Raw genomic sequence first — 19,859 nt, forward strand, 5'->3', positions numbered from 1 at the left:
GAGATGAGATGAGCTTACTATGAAAATAAATCAATTAATTGCGAACAATATTAACAGATTGGAAACGGTACTGCCAGTAGATGAGTCGTTAGGAATTGCTGGTTTGTCTGGATCTGGTAAAACAACTTTTTGTCAAACGATTGGGGAAGAATCAAAAAAACGTCTCGTTTCCTTATTGCCAAAAGCTGAATACCAGTATTTATTCCCCAATATTATGGAGACTAATTTCAGTGCGATCAAAATGGAAGCAATGCCCCTTGTTCTTTTTCTTGGTAGGTCATCCATATCTTCAAATCCTCGGTCAACCATTGGCACACATACAGGTGTGTTTACTGAAATCCGTGTCACTCTTGCTGAACAATATAATCTCTCTCCAGAGGTTTTTTCATTTAATAATGAATTAGGTTGGTGTCCTGATTGTAAGGGGCGTGGAACTACAAAAAATATCGAGTGTAAAAAGTGTCAAGGAAAACGCTACAATCAAGCAGCTGAACAATATAAAATTGAATTATTGGATCAAGCACAGAGTATTTCCGATCTAAACGACTTTAGCATCGAAACCATTTTTAAACTAGCAGAAAAGCTTAAGATAAGTGAGGGTAAACAACAAATCCTGAAAAATATAATCAATATGAATATTGGTTATTTAACATTAAATCGTATTATGGGTACATTGTCAGGCGGAGAATTAACACGACTTTACTTGGCAGAATTCATGGCAACAAGTGAAAATACCGTGATTATCATTGATGAAATCTCCGTGGGTCTCGATCACCAAACCCTATTGAAGATTTTAGCGGAGATTAAACAATTGGGATATAAAAATCAAATTTGGCTCATTGACCATTCTGACACGGTGCTGGACACAGCGGATAAACACTTGTTTTTTGGACCTGGCAGTGGCAAATATGGCGGGAAAATTGTTGAGGAATCACCACGTCCTGAGCCCATCAATAAAGAACTAAATCAGGCAGCACCTGCAGAATATTATCAATTTCATGATCTTTATTGTCGTAATATTCAAATGGCCGAGATTCAGATTCCCCAAAATAGGCTGGTAACTTTTACAGGTGAGTCCGGATGTGGTAAATCTACGCTGGTTAATGAATGTATGGTCAAAGATTTTCTAAAGCGTTATTCCAAAGATAAGCTGGTGATCGTAGGGCAAGATCGAAATCAGTCGATTACCAGTCGCTCGACCGTTGCCACTTTTCTTGATATTAAAAGGAAACTGACAAAATACAGTGAGGATATTGATGATATTTTTGAGCGCTCGATTGAAGATATTATTGTTGAACTGCCAAATGAGGACATTGCTCATAAAAGACTAAGCTTATTGATCAAGCTTGGACTTGGTTATTTGACGTTGGAGCGAAAAACACAGTCCTTATCCACGGGTGAATTTCAATGTGTCCATTTAGTTTCTGAGCTGTTTGCGGGCTCAAGAAATCCACATACACTTTTTATTTTTGACGAGCCTTCCAAAGGTTTATCACAAAATATTTTAAATCAATTCATTGACAGCATTAGGGACATTTTGCAGGATGAATCTGTCTCCATAATCATGATTGAACATAATTCTTATATGTTAGATAACTCTGATTTTATCGTTGATTTTGGCAAAAGACAGCTTGCACCTGTGGAGCATCTTGATGTTCTCAGTCATGATGATTATTATCGTCAACAAAACAGTGCAGATAGCGTGGCGCCTGCGCACATTTCTTCAACACTCCAGCAACAAAATGGAATTGCCTATTTAAAAGAAGATCAGATCGCCTATTTTAAAAATGCAGAGAACATCTATAAAGGTGGCATATTAAAAAGCTTATCCTCCATGGCCCGCCTGATTTATGGTGAATATGAATCGGATACGATTGCACCTGTCATCGCCATTGATCTGGAACGACACTTGTATAGTCAGTTTACTTTCCTTTATGAAATGGGTGGCTTGATCAACCATATTGTGGCAGCGCATCCCACTAATAAGGATACAAAAAGCTTTGATTTCTATCAATCAGACAATCATTGTCCAAGCTGTAAGGGCCGCCGTGTGATTGAAGAATTTGATTTTGATATTGTACTTCAGGACAAGAACGTCCCCTTTTGGGACGGCTCATTACATCCAGATGCGATGGAGATTCTGAAATTCTATCAATTACCAAAAATAAAATTCATCTTTGATGAGTTAAAGAATGAGCTCGGACAAGATATTAGCAAAAGTTATAATGAGATGACAGAAGCTGAAAAACACACCTTTTTATACGGGTATTGGGAAAAGTCTTTCTATGATAAAGCAGCTAAAGCCTCGAGAACTTGGGAAGGCTTTAATACCATTATCGGGAACTATATGGTCATTTCGAAATCAATTATTAAAGAGCATATTAAAGCGTCCAAAAAAATGATTACTTGTCCAATCTGTCAAGGAACGGTGTTAAATCATCATAAAAAGCTTAAATTCGGCGACACTGATATTCGCGAGATTATTGGGATGCCCCTTGATCAAGTCATTAGCACCGTTGGTGAATTACAGGTACTAGAAAAAATGAAAGCCATCGTGGGCGGAGATATGGTTTTGACAGAAGAGGTCTCTCTATTACCCAGGGAATCACAAGTCGCTCTAAAAATGCTTGAACTAGAGTTAGGAAGTTTTGCGCAATATGAAATGGTGTTACAAAATTCCTTGCCATTCTGGGACAGCATTAGCAGCAGTATCGAATCCATCAGCAGGAAAAACCGGATTACGATCTGTGATTTTGCCAATATCCACGAAACAAGAGAAAATATCATAGATAAGTATTTCACTAATGGAAAATATAAAAAGCTGACTTATGTCTATGAAGCGTTTGGTTACAAAAAAATCGTCACCTTAATTAATAAGATTAAAGCAAACCATCCATGTCCATTCTGTAAAGGGAAAAAAGTTATTTCGGAAGATGGACTTCATGATGGCGTATATAAATTAACGATTCCTTGTGTAAGTTGTTATGCGAGTGGCATCAATGATGAAGGGCGTAAGGAAGTCGTTGAAGGTATAGATGTGCAAACTTGGCTAACGGGTAAAATAAGTGACGTTGTTTCTAAAAGCTTAAACATTGAGGCTGTAGCTGATATTCCAATTTTCAATCGTATTCGTGAGTTGAATAAACAAGAGATGATGGCAGTTTACCAATTTCTTGAGCAATAGAGTTTAGTTTTCTCAAAAAGACGATATAGAAAAGTAACGCATCGAGTCCATAGACCCGATGCGTTTTTTTACAATTGATTATAAAGCTTACCATCAACAGGTTCTAACCATTCTGTTTCTCCGGGTGAAATGGCTAAGTGGACAAACCAGCTGTCTTTTGTAGCACCATGCCAATGTTTTACGTTCGCTGGAATATTCACAACATCCCCGGTTTGGAGGAATTGAGCTGGTTTGCCTTCTTCTTGATACCAACCCTCACCACCGGTAACTAATAATACTTGTCCGATTTTATGGGAGTGCCAGTTATTGCGAGCTCCCGGGGCAAAGGTTACGTTCCCAATAGGCGCATTCAAAGGTGTCGCGTCAGTATAAATCATCTGCAAGTATGCATCACCTATAAAATTAGCTTCAACCTTTTGTCCGAGTGGAAAGATAGTACTGTTGCTTAGTTGCTCATTAGCCATAATAAAAACCCTCTTTCGTTTAATTTTTATAAATTTCTTTGGCAATATTAAATGCCGACCAAGCTTTAGGCCACCCTACATAAAACGAAATTAACTGCTTCAAAATGAAGTATAGACCTTAAAGTACACTTTAAGGCAAGCCATAAAAATGGATTCATACTCCGACATTTGGTTTTTTATTAGTTTAAGTATATCCTTTGGATAGAAACAAAATTAGAAATGGAGGTGGGGATCATGCCTTATTCCATTGGAGAATTTGCAGAAATCGTCGGTGTTAACAAGAGCACGCTCAGATATTACGAAATGGAAGGATTACTTACTCCACATCGAAGTGACAATAATTTACGCGAATATACAGATCAGGATATAGGTTGGGTTCAATTTTTACTTCATTTAAAAGATTCAGGAATGACGATGGCAGAATTGAAGCAATATACCGAGTGGCGGGCTATGGGGGACGAGACAATTCCTGAACGGAAAAATTTACTTGAACAGCGTAAGCAACAAGTGGAACAAGAAATTAAGGCATTGCAACAAAACTTAGATATACTGAACCGTAAAATTGTATTTTATAATGATCAACTAACGGGGAATAAATACGAATTCGTCCTTTATCACAATGAAAAGATATCACATCAAGAAGAAAAGTAGATTCCTAACAAGTTAAGAGGCAGATGAACAACCTTTGATAATCAAAAGTTGTTCATCTGCCTCTTGTTCATGATTTTGTCCATTTAGCTGGATTCGTGTCATCCGGGATTACCTGATTGATAATATCTAGATAATGATCAGCTTTGTCTTCCATATATTTGACTTTAAGTTTGGCCTCTTCCAACTGAACTGCAGCAGCGGCTTTATACTCCATTATGATTTGATAACGATCGTGGATGGTAGAATCGCCTAGTAAACACAAGTCTACATAGCTTTGAATGTCTTCTACTGACATCCCACATTGTTTGAGATATTTTACACCTGTTAGCCAATTAATGGAGTCATCATCAAAAAGACGAATGTTATTTTTGTCCCGTTGTATCGTTGGAACTAAACCCTTATCCGTATAATAACGGATGGTATGTTCAGTCAAACCCAGTAGTTTGGCAACTTCCTTCACAGTATACATTGTAATTCCTCCTTGAAAATGGATGCGAAAAGAACTCAGCATCGCTTGACTTCGTGTTACTCGAACCTGTTAGGCTAATTATTGTAATCTTAATCACAGAACATGTAAATAGGAGGATTTCATATGCAAACAGTAACTCTGAACAATGGTGTAGTGATGCCTATCCTTGGTTTTGGTGTCTATCAAATGAATGATGCTAGCGAATGCGAGCAGAGCGTTTATGAAGCTATTATGGCAGGCTATCGCCTGATTGATACTGCAGCAGCTTACCAAAATGAAGAAGCCGTCGGTAGAGCCATCAAACGCAGTGGTGTACCAAGAGAAGAAATATTTATTACTACTAAACTTTGGATTCAGGATGCCGGTTATGAGCGTACTAAGAAAGCCTTTGCCAAATCGCTCGATCGATTACAAGTGGATTATTTAGATTTATATTTAATTCATCAGCCATTTGGTGATATATATGGTTCCTGGCGTGCTATGGAGGAATTGTACCGTGAGGGTAAGATCAAGGCGATTGGAGTCAGCAATTTTCAAATGGATCGTCTAATTGATTTGATTAGCCACAATGAAATTACACCTGCAATCAACCAGATTGAAACACATCCTTTTCAGCAGCAAATCGAAAGTGCGAATTATATGAAAGAGAAGAATGTGCAGATCGAGTCATGGGGACCTTTTGCGGAAGGACGAAACAACCTTTTCAATAATGAAGTATTAGTTTCTATCGCTGAAAAATATCAGAAATCCGTTGCTCAGGTAGTTTTACGTTGGTTAACTCAAAGAGGCGTGATTGCTATTCCAAAGTCTACGCATAAAGAACGGATCATCGAAAATTTTAATATTTTTGACTTCGAATTAAACCAAGAAGATTTAGAGACAATAGCTAAATTAGATACGAAACAGAGTGTTTTCTTCTCGCATAATGATCCCCAAATCGTAGAAGGACTCGCCAAACATAAATTTGACATTTAACATTTGTATAGCACATCCAAGGGGTGCCCTAAAAGCCATGAAAAGGCTAAGGGGCACCCTTATTTTATAAACCAGATCTAACTCCAAAACTTTATTGAGGGGATGATAATCTACTTGAGTAATCATATTGCATGATCCGGTCGAGATATTACATTCTCATTTATCCGTTTATTAATTATATTGAAGCTGTATTCGTTTAAAAAATCCCAGAGTAAAGGAGAAATTACTTTTGAGAAGAGAACTGAGAAAGGTTTTGACTTTTTTGTTGGTTTTAGTGACAGTGGTTGGCACAGGGATTAGCTTTGATGGCAATATTGTAAACGCTTTCGGACCTAATGTCTTATATGTACCACCAGCAGATTCACCATCCTATGGGGCTTTATCACCTAGGGCAATCCAGCTTAAATATAGTGGCATCAACAATAATAAAATGTATGCTACATTTGAACAAACCTCTAATACCACACCTGTTTTCCCTATTTATGAAAGCGTTGACAATGGTGTCACTTGGAATCAGGTTGGAGAAGTGGAGGATAATCAAAACGGTTGGGGAATGTTAAATTGCCCTGAATTGTTTGAACTCCCCCAATCTATAGGTAACATGCCTGCGGGTACTATGCTTCTTGCAGGAAATTCTGTGCCAAGCAACAAAGCAGCTACCAAGTTGGAATTATATAAAAGCAATGATTTAGGTAGAACATGGACATATGTAAGCACCATTGCTGAAGGTGGACGAAACGATATTGGTTACGATCCCATTTGGGAGCCTTTCTTTTTGGTTCACAACAACAAACTCATTGTTTATTATTCAGATGAACGTGATCCTGCTCATGCCCAGAAGTTAGTTCATCAGACTACGTTGGAGGGCACGAACTGGGGACCTGTGGTAGCTGATGTGGCATTTGCAGACAGTAAATTACGTCCAGGAATGCCTACAATCGCTAAGCTGGGCAATGGTAATTACGCAATGACCTATGAGATGGTCGGATACCCGGGCGTGCCCAATTATTTGAAAATTTCAGCAGATCCTGAGAGCTGGAATCCAACTGAAGTAGGAACTCTTGTAGGGTACGGAGGAAGTCCCTATATTTCTGCTTTGGGAGATGGGAGACTCGTATTAAACGTTGCAGGAAAAAAAGAAGTGCTGATCAACTCTTCTAGAGTGGATGCATCCGGCAGCTGGGTTCCATATAATCCACCCGTAGACGCAGGGTATAACCGCCAACTACTGCCGCTTAGCAATGGCCGCTTATTTATCCCACAAGCCGGATTTTTTAGTGGGAAAAACACGGTGAAATACGGTGATATGTCCGTAGGTTACTACAAATTAATTAATGTGAAGAGTGGGAAGGCTTTAGGTGTATTGGAAGGCGGAACTACGAATGGCAATCCGCTCGTGCAATGGAGCAGTGGGACTAATTCCTTGGATCAATATTGGCTCATTTCCACTGCGGAAAGTGGTTATGCTCCTAACGGTTACAAATCCATTGTGAATGCAAAGAGTGGTAAGGTCGCCGGAATATTAGAAGGATCAACAACTGATGGAGCTAAAGCCGTATTATGGACTGAAAACAATTCCAATGACCAGCAGTGGACTTTACAAGCCTCTGGTAACTACTACAAGATTGTTAATCGTAACAGTGGTCAGACGTTAGGTATAGCGCAGGGTTCTACTGAAGAGGGTGCCCAAGTTATGCAGCAGGCTGATGCAGGCAGCACTGATCAGCTGTGGGAGTTGGTTCCAGATGAAGGACATATTATGGTGGACAGTTATCGATTGGTTAATGAGAACAGTGGTAAAGTGTTGGGAATCTATCAAGGTTCGATGGCAGATGGAGGGAAGGCGGTTCAGTGGACCAGCGGAATTTCATCATATGACCAAAATTGGTTTGTAGTCAGCACAGCTGATGGTTATACGAAACTGGTCAATACTAATAGTCGTAAAAACCTGGGCATTTTAGGAGGTTCATTAGCTAACGGTGCTCAAAGTGTTCAATGGAATGATAACGGATCGAATGACCAGCAGTGGACTTTGGAACCCTCAGGTGAGTTTTACAATATTATTAATCGTAACAGTGGAAAAGTTCTGGCAGTAGATCAGGGTTCAACGACAGAGGGTGCAAATATTATTCAAGCAAATAATACAGGTTCTGCTAGCCAGCACTGGAAACTAGTCACGAATAGATAAAATATCATGTATCAAAAAGTCATCAGCCTTAAACTAAGGGTGATGGCTTTTTTATCGAAATAAGCCTTGAATGACTAAATCGTCACCTTCAGTGTCACGGGAATGTCACCTTGGAGAGATATACTATTTCCATCGACATATGGAGGGAATTGTGAAGTTATTATGGGAGTGAAATTACGGAAGATCCTTATTATAGGAACTATTTTGTATACACTGTTGATCTTATATTTTTTGTTTTTTGCTTTCAATAGAGTTGAGCATGCAACAAGCCAGTATGAATACACGTTTATGTTGATTCCTGAAAGTGTTCCGCTTCTTTTTCCTGATCTCTTTGACCTATCCTTTTTTTGGGTTTATGACTTTGGGAACATCGCTGCTTTTATTCCTTTTGGCGTATTATTCCCTTTGCTGTATCGTACACATTTTAAGAAGTTTATTTGTTTGTTTATCTTAACAATTTTTGGGCTGGAAACTCTTCAAGCTTTAACTTTTTTAGGTTCCTTTGATGTAGCCGATGTCATCTCCAATACGTTAGGGGCAATGATCGGATTTTGTGCATATAAGATTGGATTTTCCCCGGAAATCACCAGGAGATCGCTTTTTACTTCGACATTATCTGTTGTTGTGCTATTGGTTGGAATCATGGGAATCTCTGAGATCATTGATTTAACTCTGAAGAAAAGTGAAAGACCTGTGCAGGGATTACAAACGTTGGAAAAGCTTACGGGAAGCATGCCTATCACGCATAATCTTCCCAGTTTCACTATCGCTGGTGAAAATATAATACCAAAAATGAATTTATACAGCAGTGAAGGTGAAGAAATTAAAAAATACACCTATACTTTGGGTGATAAAAAAGAGGTATCGTTATATTTCAGCTTTGGATTCCCGGAAAATGAAAATTCTAGCAGTGAACTAATGATTATAGCTGATGGCAACGTGATCCTTCAATCCAGTGAACAATATAGTTCCCAAGCTGAACTCAACAATACGGCATTAGTTACCGTAAAAGAAATAACCTTTATCCTTAAAGGGAATGTGAAGTTATGGGATGTTGGATTTAGTGAAATGAAGCATTGGTGGGAATGAGGAACTAACCCTTCGCTAATTTTATTAACGGAGGGTTTCTTTTGCTGATCGCCTCATATACATATTCCGATATACAGCCGGGGTGAGGTTCTCGTATTTTTTGAAGGTTTTAATGAAATAGCCCGTGTCGCAAAAGCCCAAATCATCACTGACTTGATTGATCGGGGAATCCGTGGATTCCAGCAGTTGCTTAGCCCATTCAATCTTGAGTCTGGCAATGAAGACGGAGAAATTCTCTCCAGTTTCTTTTGTGAAAATACGGCTGAAATAACTGGGGCTGATATGACAAAGCTTAGCCATTTCTTTGAGGCTGAAATTCTCATTTTTGTGTGTATAAATGTAATTAAAAGCAGGCTGAAGCACAGAATTTACTGAGACGAACTTTTGAACACCATTCTTTAATTTGGTCTCGATCAAAGCCCCGGATAACTCCTGCTGTATGGATTGGATTTTTCGGTACGTACGGTCTGACTCGTCCATAGCTTCAGCAGAGGCGGGTTCTTCTATATTGGTGGTCAGAACCTTTTTGTACAAATCCACGGTAGTATGCTTTTGAATGGCTTCCTCCACGATATAGGTACTTAACTGCAGCAGCAGCTCAACACACTTTGTTACTTCATCGTAGGATAAAACAGGCAGTGCCTGGTAATGCTCTTTGAGTGCTTTAAATTTCATGTTCGTCTCCACATTCGGCGGCCGAGAGACAATCTGCTCCAGTTGTGGCACGTCAGGTTCACGAAGCTTGAGCTGTCCGGCCATAATTGCACCTAGATATTGATTATCTATAATGATGGGAATCGCGATATCTATAATATTGAAATGACATAAATAAATAAACGGTTTGTTCTGGCGAACCGCTTCAATCCCAGCGCGGGCATCACATTTTTGACAATATTGAGAGAGATGGGAGTCCTGGCGCACACCTTGACAGAAAGGCTGACAATAGCTGTGCTTGGTCACGGGAACACCCTTGTAATCAACAGTAAGAATAGCCATTTTGGTTACAAGAGATAAGGAATCCTGGAGATTTTCCCATTTCTTCAAATCAATAATTTCTTCTAGATTGAACCGGGATTTTGACATCACAAAATTCTCCTATGTAAGTTATAGAATCTTAATGAACATTATACAGAATAATTCAACACAATGACATGAAAGTTCGATTTTTCACGATTATGACAAAAAAATACGATAAGAAAACGCTTTAATAAGCTTTTATTGTTTCATGTTTCTTAAATTAGAGCAATCTATAATGATAACTATAAACAACTGAGGAGGAACGAAAAATGAGAAGAGCGTTTATCAGTCCGACGAAATATGTACAAGGTGAGAATGAATTATTGAACTTAGGTTACTTCGTAAAAACATTTGGTGATTCTGCTTTGTTAATTGCCCATCCAGATGATGTAACACGTGTGAAAGACAAACTGGAGGCAACTAAACAGAAATTTAATATAACTCTTGTTGAAAGCGGCTTCCACGGGGAATGCTCAAGACAAGAAGTCGCCAGATTACAAGCGCTAGCCAAGGAGCATCAATGTGCATGTACGATTGGCTTGGGTGGAGGTAAGGCGATTGATACGGCAAAATGTGTAGCTGAAGGAGAAGCACTGATTATCGTTCCAACGATAGCAGCAACTGATGCTCCGACAAGCCACTCAGCGGTGCTCTATACTCCGGAAGGTGAATTTGATGATTATGCTTATTTCAAGCAAAGCCCGAGTGTAGTCATGATTGATACAACTGTTATTGCTAATGCACCTACAAGATTTCTTGTGGCAGGCATGGGAGATGCACTTTCAACCTATTTTGAAGCAAGAGCTACTGCAAATTCGTATTCCAATGTGAATGCAGGTTTACCTTGCGGAGTTCGTGAAGGGGTTTGCGGTGAAGCTAAAGGGACGGTAACAGCGCTGGGACTTGCAAAGCTCTGTTATGAGACATTGCTTGAGAATGGATTCAAGGCGAAGCAGGCTTGCGATCTGAATATCGTAACCCCAGCTTTGGAGAATATAATCGAGACGAATATTCTTTTATCGGGTCTTGGGTTTGAAAGCGGTGGTTTGGCAGCGATTCATGCGATTCATAATGGGTTAACTGCTTTGGAAGGAACTCATCATTATTATCATGGTGAAAAGGTAGCCTTCAGCACGATTGCTCAACTGGTTCTTGAAAACGCAGACCGGACTGAGTTAAAAGAAGTGTTGGACTTCTGTCTTTCGATTGGTCTCCCAGTTTGCTTAGCGGATATTGGTGTTGAGCATGTAACCTATGAGGAACTGCTTGAGGTTGCTAAAAAAGCTTGCATTGCTGAGGAATCTATCCATTCGATGCCGTTCCCAATTACGGAGGATGCGGTTGCATCAGCAATTATGGCAGCCGATCAATTAGGCCGTCAATATAAATCAAGTAAGGAGCTTTAAGATGAAAAAAATCATAAACAAGCCGGAGACTCTGGTTAGGGAAATGTGTAACGGGCTTGTCTTGGCGCATCCCGAGCTGGATTTCGATCCGAAATTTAAAGTGATTTCTAAGAAAGAGATTAATCAAGATAAAGTTACCCTGATCAGTGGTGGCGGAAGCGGGCATGAACCGGCTCATGCCGGGTTCGTAGGAACCGGGATGCTGGATGCAGCTGTATGCGGTGATGTGTTTGCTTCACCATCCCAAATCCAGGTTTATCAAGCGATTCGCCGCACAGCAAGCACCAAAGGTTCGTTGCTTATTATCAAGAATTATAGCGGTGACATCATGAACTTTAAAAATGCGGCCCATCTAGCAACTGAAGATGGTATCGAAGTGGATTATGTCAAAGTAGACGACGACATTGCCGTTGAAGACAGTCTTTATACAGTAGGGAGAAGAGGCGTAGCCGGAACAGTGCTTGTTCATAAGGTGGCCGGAGCAGCAGCAGAAGCTGGATTGTCTTTAGCAGAAGTGAAAGAAGCGGCGCAACATGCAATTGATCATGTGCGCAGCATAGGCTTCGCCTATACCTCTTGTACCGTGCCTGCCAAAGGTACTCCGACATTTCATATTGAAGAGAACGAGATGGAATACGGGGTTGGGATCCATGGAGAACCTGGAATACGCAGGGAGAAAATTGTACCCGCAGATGAATTAGCACAGCGAATGGTTACCTCTTTGCTAGACAACTTCCAAATGAATGATCAGAAGCAGGAGGAAGTAGCCGTATTAATTAATGGATTTGGCGGCACCCCGCTGCAAGAGTTATATTTGCTGAACAATTCTGTCATCCGCGAATTAACTGCTAAGAATAAACAAGTGTTTAAAGTGTTTGTTGGTAACTACATGACCAGCATTGACATGGCAGGTGCATCGGTGACGATAATGAAGCTGGATGAGACGCTGAAGAAATGGTTATCTGCGCCTTGTGATACACCAGCCTTGTCGATTAAAGGCCCCTTTGAGCCTGTGAACTATACTGAAGTAATCCAGGAAGAGAAAGCAGACAGCAATGTATCCTTTAAGAATAATACGGATGCTGCTGCAGCGGTGATTAAGAACAATCGGTTTACTTTGCAAAATATCGTCTATCTGCTCGATCAAATGAGCCAGGTTATTATTGAGAATGAAGTTCCGTTCTGTGAGCTTGACTCCCACGCTGGAGACGGAGATTTCGGGATGAGTGTAGCTAAGGGCTTTAAACAGCTGAAAGTCGAGTGGGAAGATATTTTAGCTCATCATCTCACTAATATCGGTGAGTTTCTTGACGCCTGCTCCATGGTCATTATGGAATATTGCGGCGGAGCATCCGGACCGATCTGGGGATCAGGCTTCCGCGCAGCGAGCAAAAATGTTCAACAGAAGGAAGAGCTGACCATTCAGGAGTTTGCTGATATGATGCAAGCTGTTGTCAAAGGGATTCAAGATACGGGTGAAAGATCTTTTGGCAGAGGGGCTGTTGTCGGAGACAAGACATTGATTGATGCGCTTGTACCGTTTGCAGATGCCTGGACCCAAAGTGCAGAACAAGGCGACGATATCAAAGTGGCGGCTAGTAAAGCAGCGGAAGCAGCTGTCCAAGGTTCTAAAAATACTATAGAAATCGTTGCCCGTATGGGAAGAGCCGGCACAGTAGGGGAACGCAGCATCGGTTATCCGGATGCGGGTGCTCATGCACTTGGGGTTATTTTCACAGAGCTTGCAAAAGCAATGAAATAAGAATCACACATAACCTGAATCCGAGGGATATCTACTCATGGGGTCTACTAATGAATTTTTCGGATTCAGGTTATTTTTTTTGCCCATTTTGTGTTACACATTTTGATTTGATACTTTTTTTGGGGGGGAGACCAGATGAAAAAGTTTCTGTCTACGAGATTAGCATTGAAATTTTTATGTGTCGCTTTATCCATGGTTTTGATCAGTTGTGTGGGAGCTTCTTTCTTGCAAACAGATTTCGGCAAGGTCCAGATTAGTAAGTTTAAGATTCCGTCCGATAATGGTACTTGGATTGAGGGAAACCTGTTCAGGCCTGTCTCAGCAAATGCAGAGCATAAAGTTCCACTCGTCATTACTAGTCACGGTTTTTTAAATAATAAAGAGATGCAGGATAGTACCGCAATCGAACTTTCCCGTCGGGGAATTGCTGTGATTGCAATGGATTTCTTATGGCATGGAGGCTCGAGCTCTCCTGATATGCCATTTTTCCCAACGATAATGTCAGAGAATAATGGGATGATTCCTTTAGTGGAATATGCATCATCCAGTCTTGATTATGTAGACTCTACAAAAATCGGCATTAGTGGTCATTCTATGGGTGGAATGATTACCTGGAGTACACTCCAGTATTATGGCCAACTTTATTTGGCAGAGCTCGAAGCGGCGAAAGATCCCTCTTCGGAAGACGGTGCAGTTATTACGGTAAGTGAACAAGCCAAGGCTGATGCTTCGAATAAAGTTGCATCCGCTTTCATTGTTTCTCAGGTCGAACAGTCTACCGATGAGACTTTTCAAAACATCCATGCCAATGTAGGCATCAATGTAGGCAAATATGATGAGGGCGGCTCCGGATTTGCGAAGGGGAATGCCGATCTTTCGGGCGATGCCCCAGAATCACTAGCTGCTATAAATTCAGTAATGCCGGAGAATCAAAAAATAAACGCTGTGGAAATCGGCAAATATTACGGTAATGCAGCTGATCAAACCTTGCGCGTCGTGTACAATCCAGCGGAGATCCACCCTTGGCAACACTTTTCGGTGGCGAGCACTGGTTATTTAGCAGACTTTTTTACGAAAGCGTTTCAAATCAATAATCCGTTATCTGCCGGCAACCAATTATGGTTATGGAAAGAGATCTTTAACTTTATCGGCTTGTTAGGATCCTTTTTATTTATTGTCCCCTTTGCGGTATTGCTCCTCAAGCTTCCTTGTTTCAATAGTCTAATTCAACCTACTCCTGCCAAGTTACCGGAACCTAAGACCAGAAAAAGCAAAATTCTTTTTTGGAGCTCTTGGATAATGAGTTGGGTAATTTCCGCAATATCATACCTTCCGATCAGTCGCTGGAGTATTATAGCTGGACAGAATATCCTTCAGCCTCGTAGTTTATTTCCACAAACCGCCATGAACTTTATTTTAATCTGGGCGATCTTTAACGGCCTTGTGGGTCTATTGTTATTTTGGTTAACCACTCGTTTATCAGGAAAAAATTATAATGAGCACTCTGAAAGCTGGGGAATAAAAACAAATTTGAAAGAACTGCTGAAGACTTTTGCACTAGCTGTATGTATATTCACTGGATTCTATGCTTTGGTTGCATTTGCAGATTACTTCTTTCAGACAGACTTCCGCTTATGGGTACTGGCAATTAAAGTATTCACTCCGAATCAATTATTAATTGGCTTACGTTATATGCTTTTCTTCTTTATATTTTATGTTGCACAGTCAATTGCCGTGAACTCTACCACCCCAGTTGAAGGGCAGAAAGAATGGAAGGATCTGCTCATTAGCGGGACAGGCGGTGTGCTTGGAATTCTAGTGCTCATTGGGGTACAATACGGAACGTTATTTTCAACAGGCGTAACTTTTTGGCAAAATCAAGATTGGCTCAGAATACTAGTCCTTTTCCCTCTCGTTTTCCAGCTTTTTATTGCAGCTTATATTTCGCGTTACCTCTTTAAGTGCACAGGAAAAATATGGCTGGGAGCCATGGTGAATTGTATGATTATAGTGATGATGGGCGCAGCCAATACATTTACATTTTGAGAGATGCTTTAATCTATTCTTCTACGAAGAATATGCCTACGGCGTAAGAGGTTTAGATAGAAAAAACGTACTGCAGCTAATGCAGTACGTTTTTAGATTAAATAATAAATTCAACGATGTATTGTTGGCAAATGAGTTCATATCCCAGCGATTGATATAGAGAAATGGCTCCTACATTCTCCTCAAAAACATTCAAATATACGTTAGCTGAAATGGCATGTCCTTGGCGTGTTAGCTCTGCACAGACTTTTTTTCCATAACCATTTCTTCTCCAGGCCACATCTGTTCCGATATTTCCTAGTTCAACGTAATCCTCACTATATATGTGGTATCCTCCTACAGCAATCAGCTCGTCTTGTGCCATCACACCATAGAACGGATTCTGTAATTCTTCTTTTGAAAAAGCCATGGTTTGCAGCTCGTTCATCTTTGCTTCAATTCGCTGGAAATGAGCAGGTCCTAAGTGCATAACATGCTTGTACGCTGTTGGTAGAACATCTTCATGAATATGTTTCATTAGAAGCAATTTTTGGGGAGGGCTGTAGAACTCAAGCTGAGAAGCAAAGACCTGCAGCTCTTGTTCGTTAATAATAAAGCTACCCACCGCATGGTTATGTAGATGTAATTCATCTTTCATGAACGCCAACATTGAGCTGAGACAAAAGGATTGCTGAACTGGATATACAGAAAAAGCATTAAACGGAAGGCCACTTAAAAAGGCTAATACTCCAAGCAACTCGCCCTGGTCAGAATACTGACCGTAATGCACTGTGTTTTGTCTGCGAAAAGTAAGGTATGAATAATATAAAAAATGCTGTTCCTTATTAATCGAGCTTAAAATAACATCCAACTCTGCTGCTGTTAATTTTCTATACATATACGACCTGCCTCCATTAACAATTGCTGTTGCTATTTCCTCTTGCCGAATTAGCACAACCTTTTCTAATATATCATAAATCAGAACTTTAATTGCTTTATTGCTGGGTTGAGCCAAGTATGATACTATTGTCCCCTTAGAAACATAAAATGAGATATGAAGGTTTTCTTGAGAGGATGATATATATTAAGGCAATCTTAGTTCGGTACTTCGGAAATCCGCAAGATCGAACCGCCATGTTCAACGCCGCTTCCCTAGTCATCAATGCTTTTATTGGTATAGGCAAATTAATTCTTGGGTTATATCTATTGTCCGGATGGTTCATCACAAATGCACTTTATTATCTGATTCTTTGTATAGCCAAAGGACAGGTGCTTCATAAATATACATTAGCTAAAAAAGTCAGTTCACCACAGCAAAGGTATTCCATGGAGCTTTATGTTTATAAGCGTGGCGGTGTTTTTCTTTGTCTTCTAGGTGTTTCATATCTGTTGGTCTGCCTGCGGATTTATCTAGTCGGGGACGCTTTGGTTTATGAAGGTTACATTGTATATCTGGTAGCACTGATCGCTTTTACAAAACTTGGTTTTGCCATTCATGGAAACATTGTTAACCGTCATCTCAACAATCCCATTATATCAACATTAAAAATGATTAGCTTTACTGATGCCGTAGTCTCCATTGTTGTCACTCAAATGGCTGTGCTTACGATGAAAGGCTCACCTCAGGCATTAAACGCCAGTGCGTTGTTTGGCATGGGGTGTAGTGTTTTATTTTGTCTGGGGGGGATCTGGATGATGCTCCGTAAGACAAAGGCTCCAATGAAGGAAGTAGAATTAATTAAAAATTAGATGATATTATAACTTCCCCTTATCCTTTAGGATGAGGGGATATTTGTATTTTTATGTCATATTATCAGCGTTGAATGCCGAAGCTTATAGAAAATTATATTTTTATGCAACCTAAACACTTCTTTTCCTACTTTATAAGTGAATGCTTAATCAAATCGAACGGAAGTGATGGAGTGGAAGATAGTGAAATCATACAATTGTATTTTGCACGTAATGAAAGGGCAGTAGAAGAAACATCGAAAAAATATAGAAATTATTGTACTCGGATCGCTCATAACATTTTGTCTAATGCTGAAGATTCGGAAGAATGTGTTAACGATACCTTTCTTGGTGCATGGGAAGCAATACCGCCGAAGTCTCCTGCAAAGCTGTCCTCTTTTCTGGGGAGAATCACACGAAATATTGCTTTGAACAAATATGATTATTACATGGCTAAAAAACGGAATAAAAAATTCGATACGATTCTTGATGAATTAAACGATTGTTTATCCTCTTCAGACAACGTTGAAACCCAATACGAGGAAGCACAAATAGCCGAATCTATAAGCAAATTTCTACACAACATTAAGGAAGATCAGCGGAATATTTTTTTGAGGCGTTACTGGTATTCTGATTCTTTGACCGATATTGCCGCACGCTTCTCAATCAGTGAAAGCAAAACCAAATCAATTCTTTTCAGAACACGCAAAAAACTCCAAATATATCTTCAGAAAGAGGGTTATTTCCTTTGAATAATAAAGAGCTCTTCAAAACAATCGGTTACATAGACGAAAATTTGATAGAAAAAGCCAACTCCGCGAGACGCACTAATAAAAAAACTTATGTAAAGTGGGGCTCATTCGCAGCTTGTGCTGCATTGGTGTTAGGTGTGGCCGTTTATAAATTTCCGCAGACGCCGTTGCCTAATTCACCACAAATATCGCAGCAGACAGCAGTCTCGTCTCCCACAGGGGTTCGCAAAATTCTGAATTACAATGGATACCGTTATGCATTCGTAGCAGATGGCGCTCAGTTTAAGTTCATAGGTATGGAGCCTGACAAATCGCTTGGTGCATTAGAGTTTGATCTCAACCAAGAGCCCGGAAAGAAAGACGGGGATAAGAATGCGGAAAAGGATTATGCCGCTACGTTCGCTATTGGTGGAAAGCTGTATGAAATCCCAACATACCCATCCCATTTTCGTATTGCAGTTAAGGATGAGCAATATTATTATCTAGCTGAAATTGTGGCGAAGGTAGACGATTCTGCAATGAGCGCGAAGGAGTATTTAGATCTGGCTAATCTGAAGGAGCATGCAAAAGATATCTATATTCTGAATCATGTGGGGAATGACGTGCAAAAGACTATCACTGATCATCCTATTGTTGAGTCCATTATCGAAGGTTTGTACAGCGCAAAAAAAACAGAGCTAAGCAATAAGGAATATGAAGCTCTTGCAGCGGCGCAATCCCAAGGGAAATCATATCAATTACAGTTCAACCTAAAAGACGGGACTTATATCGCCATATATATCATTCCCGAATTAAAAGTGGTGTCCATGGGCGATGCTTATTATTATTTGCCTGATGCCTTTTTTGATCAAACCAGCTACCTCTTTTCAGGGCTGACACAAGAGGTGCTACCGCTTTACTGAGGAGGCGGAGATAAGTGATCCTTACAAACTGTACATTGCAGGTTATCCAATATCTCGCATATAATGATCTAAATGATAATCGTTATCATTTAATAGAAGAGAAAAGGTGATCTGCTCATGATAAAACATATTATTGGGATTACGGAGTGCAGCTTACCTGCTGAGTGTATAACAGAATGACAAGTTCATCTATTCATAACATCTATAACGGGTATTTCGATGCTTTGTTTGAGGCTCCGTCTATGAGGGGCACTACAGAGAGGAGATATTTTAAACAATCCAGTACCCAAGGATACGTCGATAGAGTGATCACACCCTCCGGGATCGAAATTGTTGATAGTGATTACCGTTTTGCTGATGATCGCCTAGTTCAGGTTCAATCCGAAGCAGCAATGATTGAGTTAAGCTTTTGTCTGCAGGGGAGCGGGGAAGTTCATGTTACAGATACTAGCCATGAGTTAATGCCCGATAGTTGTTCATTGCAGTTCATGCAGGATTTCCAGGCGGAATTTCACTATCGCAGTGCTGAACCTATCCGTTTATTGTCCATAGGTGTACCAGTTACACTATTTGATTCATGGATGGAGGATCAAGGCTCTTCACATGCTCGCAGCTTATCCGGACTGTTAGATTCACGTGCTTTTCGAATGTTCCGTATGCCTATTCTTCCAGAAACCACCCGATTATTGGTGCAATTGAGAGACTGTCCATATCATACCTCCATGCGCCGGTTGTACTTAGAGGGGAAGGCATTAGAACTCTTATCTGTATATTTTGACGTTTTTCTTTTTGAGCAGAAGCATATTAAACGCAGTTTGCATTTATCACGTAGTGACCGAGAAAACATTCGGAAAGCCAGGGATATCATCCTTGACCACATGGCAAACCCACCTTCGCTAATCGAATTGTCCAAGCTGGCAGGCATTAACGAATACAAATTAAAAGTTGGATTTAAGGAAGAGTACGGAACAACTGTATTTGCATATTTACGGAACAAACGTTTAGAAAAAGCTTGGGAAATCATAAGTACCGGGGATATTAGTGTCAGCCAAACAGCGACGATGGTAGGTTACAACAACTTTAGTCATTTTGCCGAAGCTTTTCGGAAGCAATATGGAATTAATCCTTCAGAAGTAATTAAAAAACGATAAAAATTAAATAAATATCCGCCAAACCGTTATTCAATCCCTCTGCCGGTAGTTCTGTCCTATCAGCAGAGTGTATGATCGGACTTGCTAGAAGTGAGA

16 protein-coding genes are annotated in these 19,859 nt (G+C 40.1%); 12 read left to right on the top strand and 4 right to left on the bottom strand.

Going from position 1 to position 19,859, the window contains the following annotated elements; all coding sequences use genetic code 11:
- The first annotated feature begins 19 nt into the window (after positions 1-19).
- Positions 20-3,184: an ATP-binding cassette domain-containing protein gene (locus tag MKZ16_RS15900; RefSeq protein ID WP_076105689.1), complete on the top strand. Its 3,165-nt coding sequence runs from the start codon at positions 20-22 to the stop codon at positions 3,182-3,184.
- A gap of 68 nt (positions 3,185-3,252) precedes the next feature.
- Here the strand turns inward: MKZ16_RS15900 and MKZ16_RS15905 are convergent, their stop codons facing one another.
- Positions 3,253-3,648, bottom strand: coding sequence for a cupin domain-containing protein (locus MKZ16_RS15905; protein WP_036677849.1), 396 nt, complete (start codon positions 3,646-3,648; stop codon positions 3,253-3,255).
- A 234-nt stretch (positions 3,649-3,882) separates the two neighbouring features.
- On the opposite strand from MKZ16_RS15905, the gene MKZ16_RS15910 reads away from it, so the two are divergent.
- On the top strand, positions 3,883-4,299 hold the full coding sequence (locus tag MKZ16_RS15910) for a MerR family transcriptional regulator (RefSeq protein ID WP_076105690.1): 417 nt from the start codon (positions 3,883-3,885) through the stop codon (positions 4,297-4,299).
- Between the two features lie 67 nt (positions 4,300-4,366).
- Here MKZ16_RS15910 and MKZ16_RS15915 read toward each other — a convergent pair whose 3' ends face one another.
- On the bottom strand, positions 4,367-4,768 hold the full coding sequence (locus MKZ16_RS15915; protein ID WP_076105691.1) for a MerR family transcriptional regulator: 402 nt from the start codon (positions 4,766-4,768) through the stop codon (positions 4,367-4,369).
- 123 nt (positions 4,769-4,891) lie between these two features.
- Between MKZ16_RS15915 and MKZ16_RS15920 the strand changes: the two genes are divergently transcribed.
- The 3 genes from MKZ16_RS15920 (at position 4,892) to MKZ16_RS15930 (ending at position 9,020) form a co-directional block, all read left to right on the top strand.
- Entirely contained in the window at positions 4,892-5,743 is an 852-nt protein-coding gene (locus MKZ16_RS15920) for an aldo/keto reductase (RefSeq protein WP_076105692.1), read from the top strand.
- Positions 5,744-5,972: 229 nt separating this feature from the next.
- The gene (locus MKZ16_RS15925) at positions 5,973-7,931 is read left to right on the top strand and encodes an RICIN domain-containing protein (RefSeq protein ID WP_076105693.1); all 1,959 of its coding nucleotides are present in this window, start codon (positions 5,973-5,975) and stop codon (positions 7,929-7,931) included.
- Positions 7,932-8,093: 162 nt separating this feature from the next.
- Positions 8,094-9,020, top strand: a complete 927-nt coding sequence (locus MKZ16_RS15930) for a VanZ family protein (protein WP_076105694.1) — start codon at positions 8,094-8,096, stop codon at positions 9,018-9,020.
- A 24-nt stretch (positions 9,021-9,044) separates the two neighbouring features.
- Here MKZ16_RS15930 and MKZ16_RS15935 read toward each other — a convergent pair whose 3' ends face one another.
- Positions 9,045-10,103, bottom strand: a complete 1,059-nt coding sequence (locus MKZ16_RS15935; protein WP_076105695.1) for a PocR ligand-binding domain-containing protein — start codon at positions 10,101-10,103, stop codon at positions 9,045-9,047.
- Positions 10,104-10,306: 203 nt separating this feature from the next.
- On the opposite strand from MKZ16_RS15935, the gene MKZ16_RS15940 reads away from it, so the two are divergent.
- From MKZ16_RS15940 to MKZ16_RS15950, 3 genes are all read left to right on the top strand, one after another.
- The gene (locus MKZ16_RS15940) at positions 10,307-11,443 is read left to right on the top strand and encodes a glycerol dehydrogenase (protein ID WP_038571035.1); all 1,137 of its coding nucleotides are present in this window, start codon (positions 10,307-10,309) and stop codon (positions 11,441-11,443) included.
- 1 nt (position 11,444) lies between these two features.
- Entirely contained in the window at positions 11,445-13,205 is a 1,761-nt protein-coding gene (gene dhaK, locus MKZ16_RS15945) for a dihydroxyacetone kinase subunit DhaK (RefSeq protein ID WP_076105696.1), read from the top strand.
- Positions 13,206-13,340: 135 nt separating this feature from the next.
- Positions 13,341-15,251, top strand: coding sequence for an alpha/beta fold hydrolase (locus MKZ16_RS15950; protein WP_076105697.1), 1,911 nt, complete (start codon positions 13,341-13,343; stop codon positions 15,249-15,251).
- Positions 15,252-15,348: 97 nt separating this feature from the next.
- On the opposite strand, the gene MKZ16_RS15955 is transcribed toward MKZ16_RS15950, so the two are convergent.
- On the bottom strand, positions 15,349-16,128 hold the full coding sequence (locus MKZ16_RS15955) for a GNAT family N-acetyltransferase (RefSeq protein WP_076105812.1): 780 nt from the start codon (positions 16,126-16,128) through the stop codon (positions 15,349-15,351).
- A 176-nt stretch (positions 16,129-16,304) separates the two neighbouring features.
- On the opposite strand from MKZ16_RS15955, the gene MKZ16_RS15960 reads away from it, so the two are divergent.
- From MKZ16_RS15960 to MKZ16_RS15975, 4 genes are all read left to right on the top strand, one after another.
- On the top strand, positions 16,305-16,979 hold the full coding sequence (locus tag MKZ16_RS15960) for a hypothetical protein (protein WP_232061357.1): 675 nt from the start codon (positions 16,305-16,307) through the stop codon (positions 16,977-16,979).
- 74 nt (positions 16,980-17,053) lie between these two features.
- Positions 17,054-17,710 carry a sigma-70 family RNA polymerase sigma factor gene (locus MKZ16_RS15965; RefSeq protein ID WP_339815897.1) on the top strand — a complete coding sequence of 219 codons (657 nt, stop codon included), beginning with the start codon at positions 17,054-17,056 and terminating at the stop codon, positions 17,708-17,710.
- A complete protein-coding gene (locus MKZ16_RS15970; RefSeq protein ID WP_256715517.1) occupies positions 17,707-18,612 on the top strand; it encodes a hypothetical protein in 906 nt (301 codons plus the stop codon). The genes MKZ16_RS15965 and MKZ16_RS15970 overlap by 4 nt, the downstream gene beginning before the upstream one ends.
- A 176-nt stretch (positions 18,613-18,788) precedes the next feature.
- On the top strand, positions 18,789-19,763 hold the full coding sequence (locus MKZ16_RS15975) for an AraC family transcriptional regulator (RefSeq protein ID WP_076105698.1): 975 nt from the start codon (positions 18,789-18,791) through the stop codon (positions 19,761-19,763).
- Positions 19,764-19,859: the final 96 nt, after the last annotated feature.

This window comes from Paenibacillus sp. FSL R5-0928 (assembly GCF_037970385.1).
Classification (GTDB): Bacteria; Bacillota; Bacilli; order Paenibacillales; family Paenibacillaceae; genus Paenibacillus_AQ; species Paenibacillus_AQ odorifer.

What these genes read in the sequence shown, in the direction of transcription:
- MKZ16_RS15900 (WP_076105689.1), top strand. Translation starts at nt 20, where the DNA reads ATGAAAATAAATCAATTAATTGCGAACAATATTAACAGATTGGAAACG.
- MKZ16_RS15905 (WP_036677849.1), bottom strand. Translation starts at nt 3,648, where the DNA reads ATGGCTAATGAGCAACTAAGCAACAGTACTATCTTTCCACTCGGACAA.
- MKZ16_RS15910 (WP_076105690.1), top strand. Translation starts at nt 3,883, where the DNA reads ATGCCTTATTCCATTGGAGAATTTGCAGAAATCGTCGGTGTTAACAAG.
- MKZ16_RS15915 (WP_076105691.1), bottom strand. Translation starts at nt 4,768, where the DNA reads ATGTATACTGTGAAGGAAGTTGCCAAACTACTGGGTTTGACTGAACAT.
- MKZ16_RS15920 (WP_076105692.1), top strand. Translation starts at nt 4,892, where the DNA reads ATGCAAACAGTAACTCTGAACAATGGTGTAGTGATGCCTATCCTTGGT.
- MKZ16_RS15930 (WP_076105694.1), top strand. Translation starts at nt 8,094, where the DNA reads ATGGGAGTGAAATTACGGAAGATCCTTATTATAGGAACTATTTTGTAT.
- MKZ16_RS15935 (WP_076105695.1), bottom strand. Translation starts at nt 10,103, where the DNA reads ATGTCAAAATCCCGGTTCAATCTAGAAGAAATTATTGATTTGAAGAAA.
- MKZ16_RS15940 (WP_038571035.1), top strand. Translation starts at nt 10,307, where the DNA reads ATGAGAAGAGCGTTTATCAGTCCGACGAAATATGTACAAGGTGAGAAT.
- dhaK (WP_076105696.1), top strand. Translation starts at nt 11,445, where the DNA reads ATGAAAAAAATCATAAACAAGCCGGAGACTCTGGTTAGGGAAATGTGT.
- MKZ16_RS15950 (WP_076105697.1), top strand. Translation starts at nt 13,341, where the DNA reads ATGAAAAAGTTTCTGTCTACGAGATTAGCATTGAAATTTTTATGTGTC.
- MKZ16_RS15955 (WP_076105812.1), bottom strand. Translation starts at nt 16,128, where the DNA reads ATGTATAGAAAATTAACAGCAGCAGAGTTGGATGTTATTTTAAGCTCG.
- MKZ16_RS15960 (WP_232061357.1), top strand. Translation starts at nt 16,305, where the DNA reads ATGATATATATTAAGGCAATCTTAGTTCGGTACTTCGGAAATCCGCAA.
- MKZ16_RS15965 (WP_339815897.1), top strand. Translation starts at nt 17,054, where the DNA reads ATGCCGAAGCTTATAGAAAATTATATTTTTATGCAACCTAAACACTTC.
- MKZ16_RS15975 (WP_076105698.1), top strand. Translation starts at nt 18,789, where the DNA reads ATGACAAGTTCATCTATTCATAACATCTATAACGGGTATTTCGATGCT.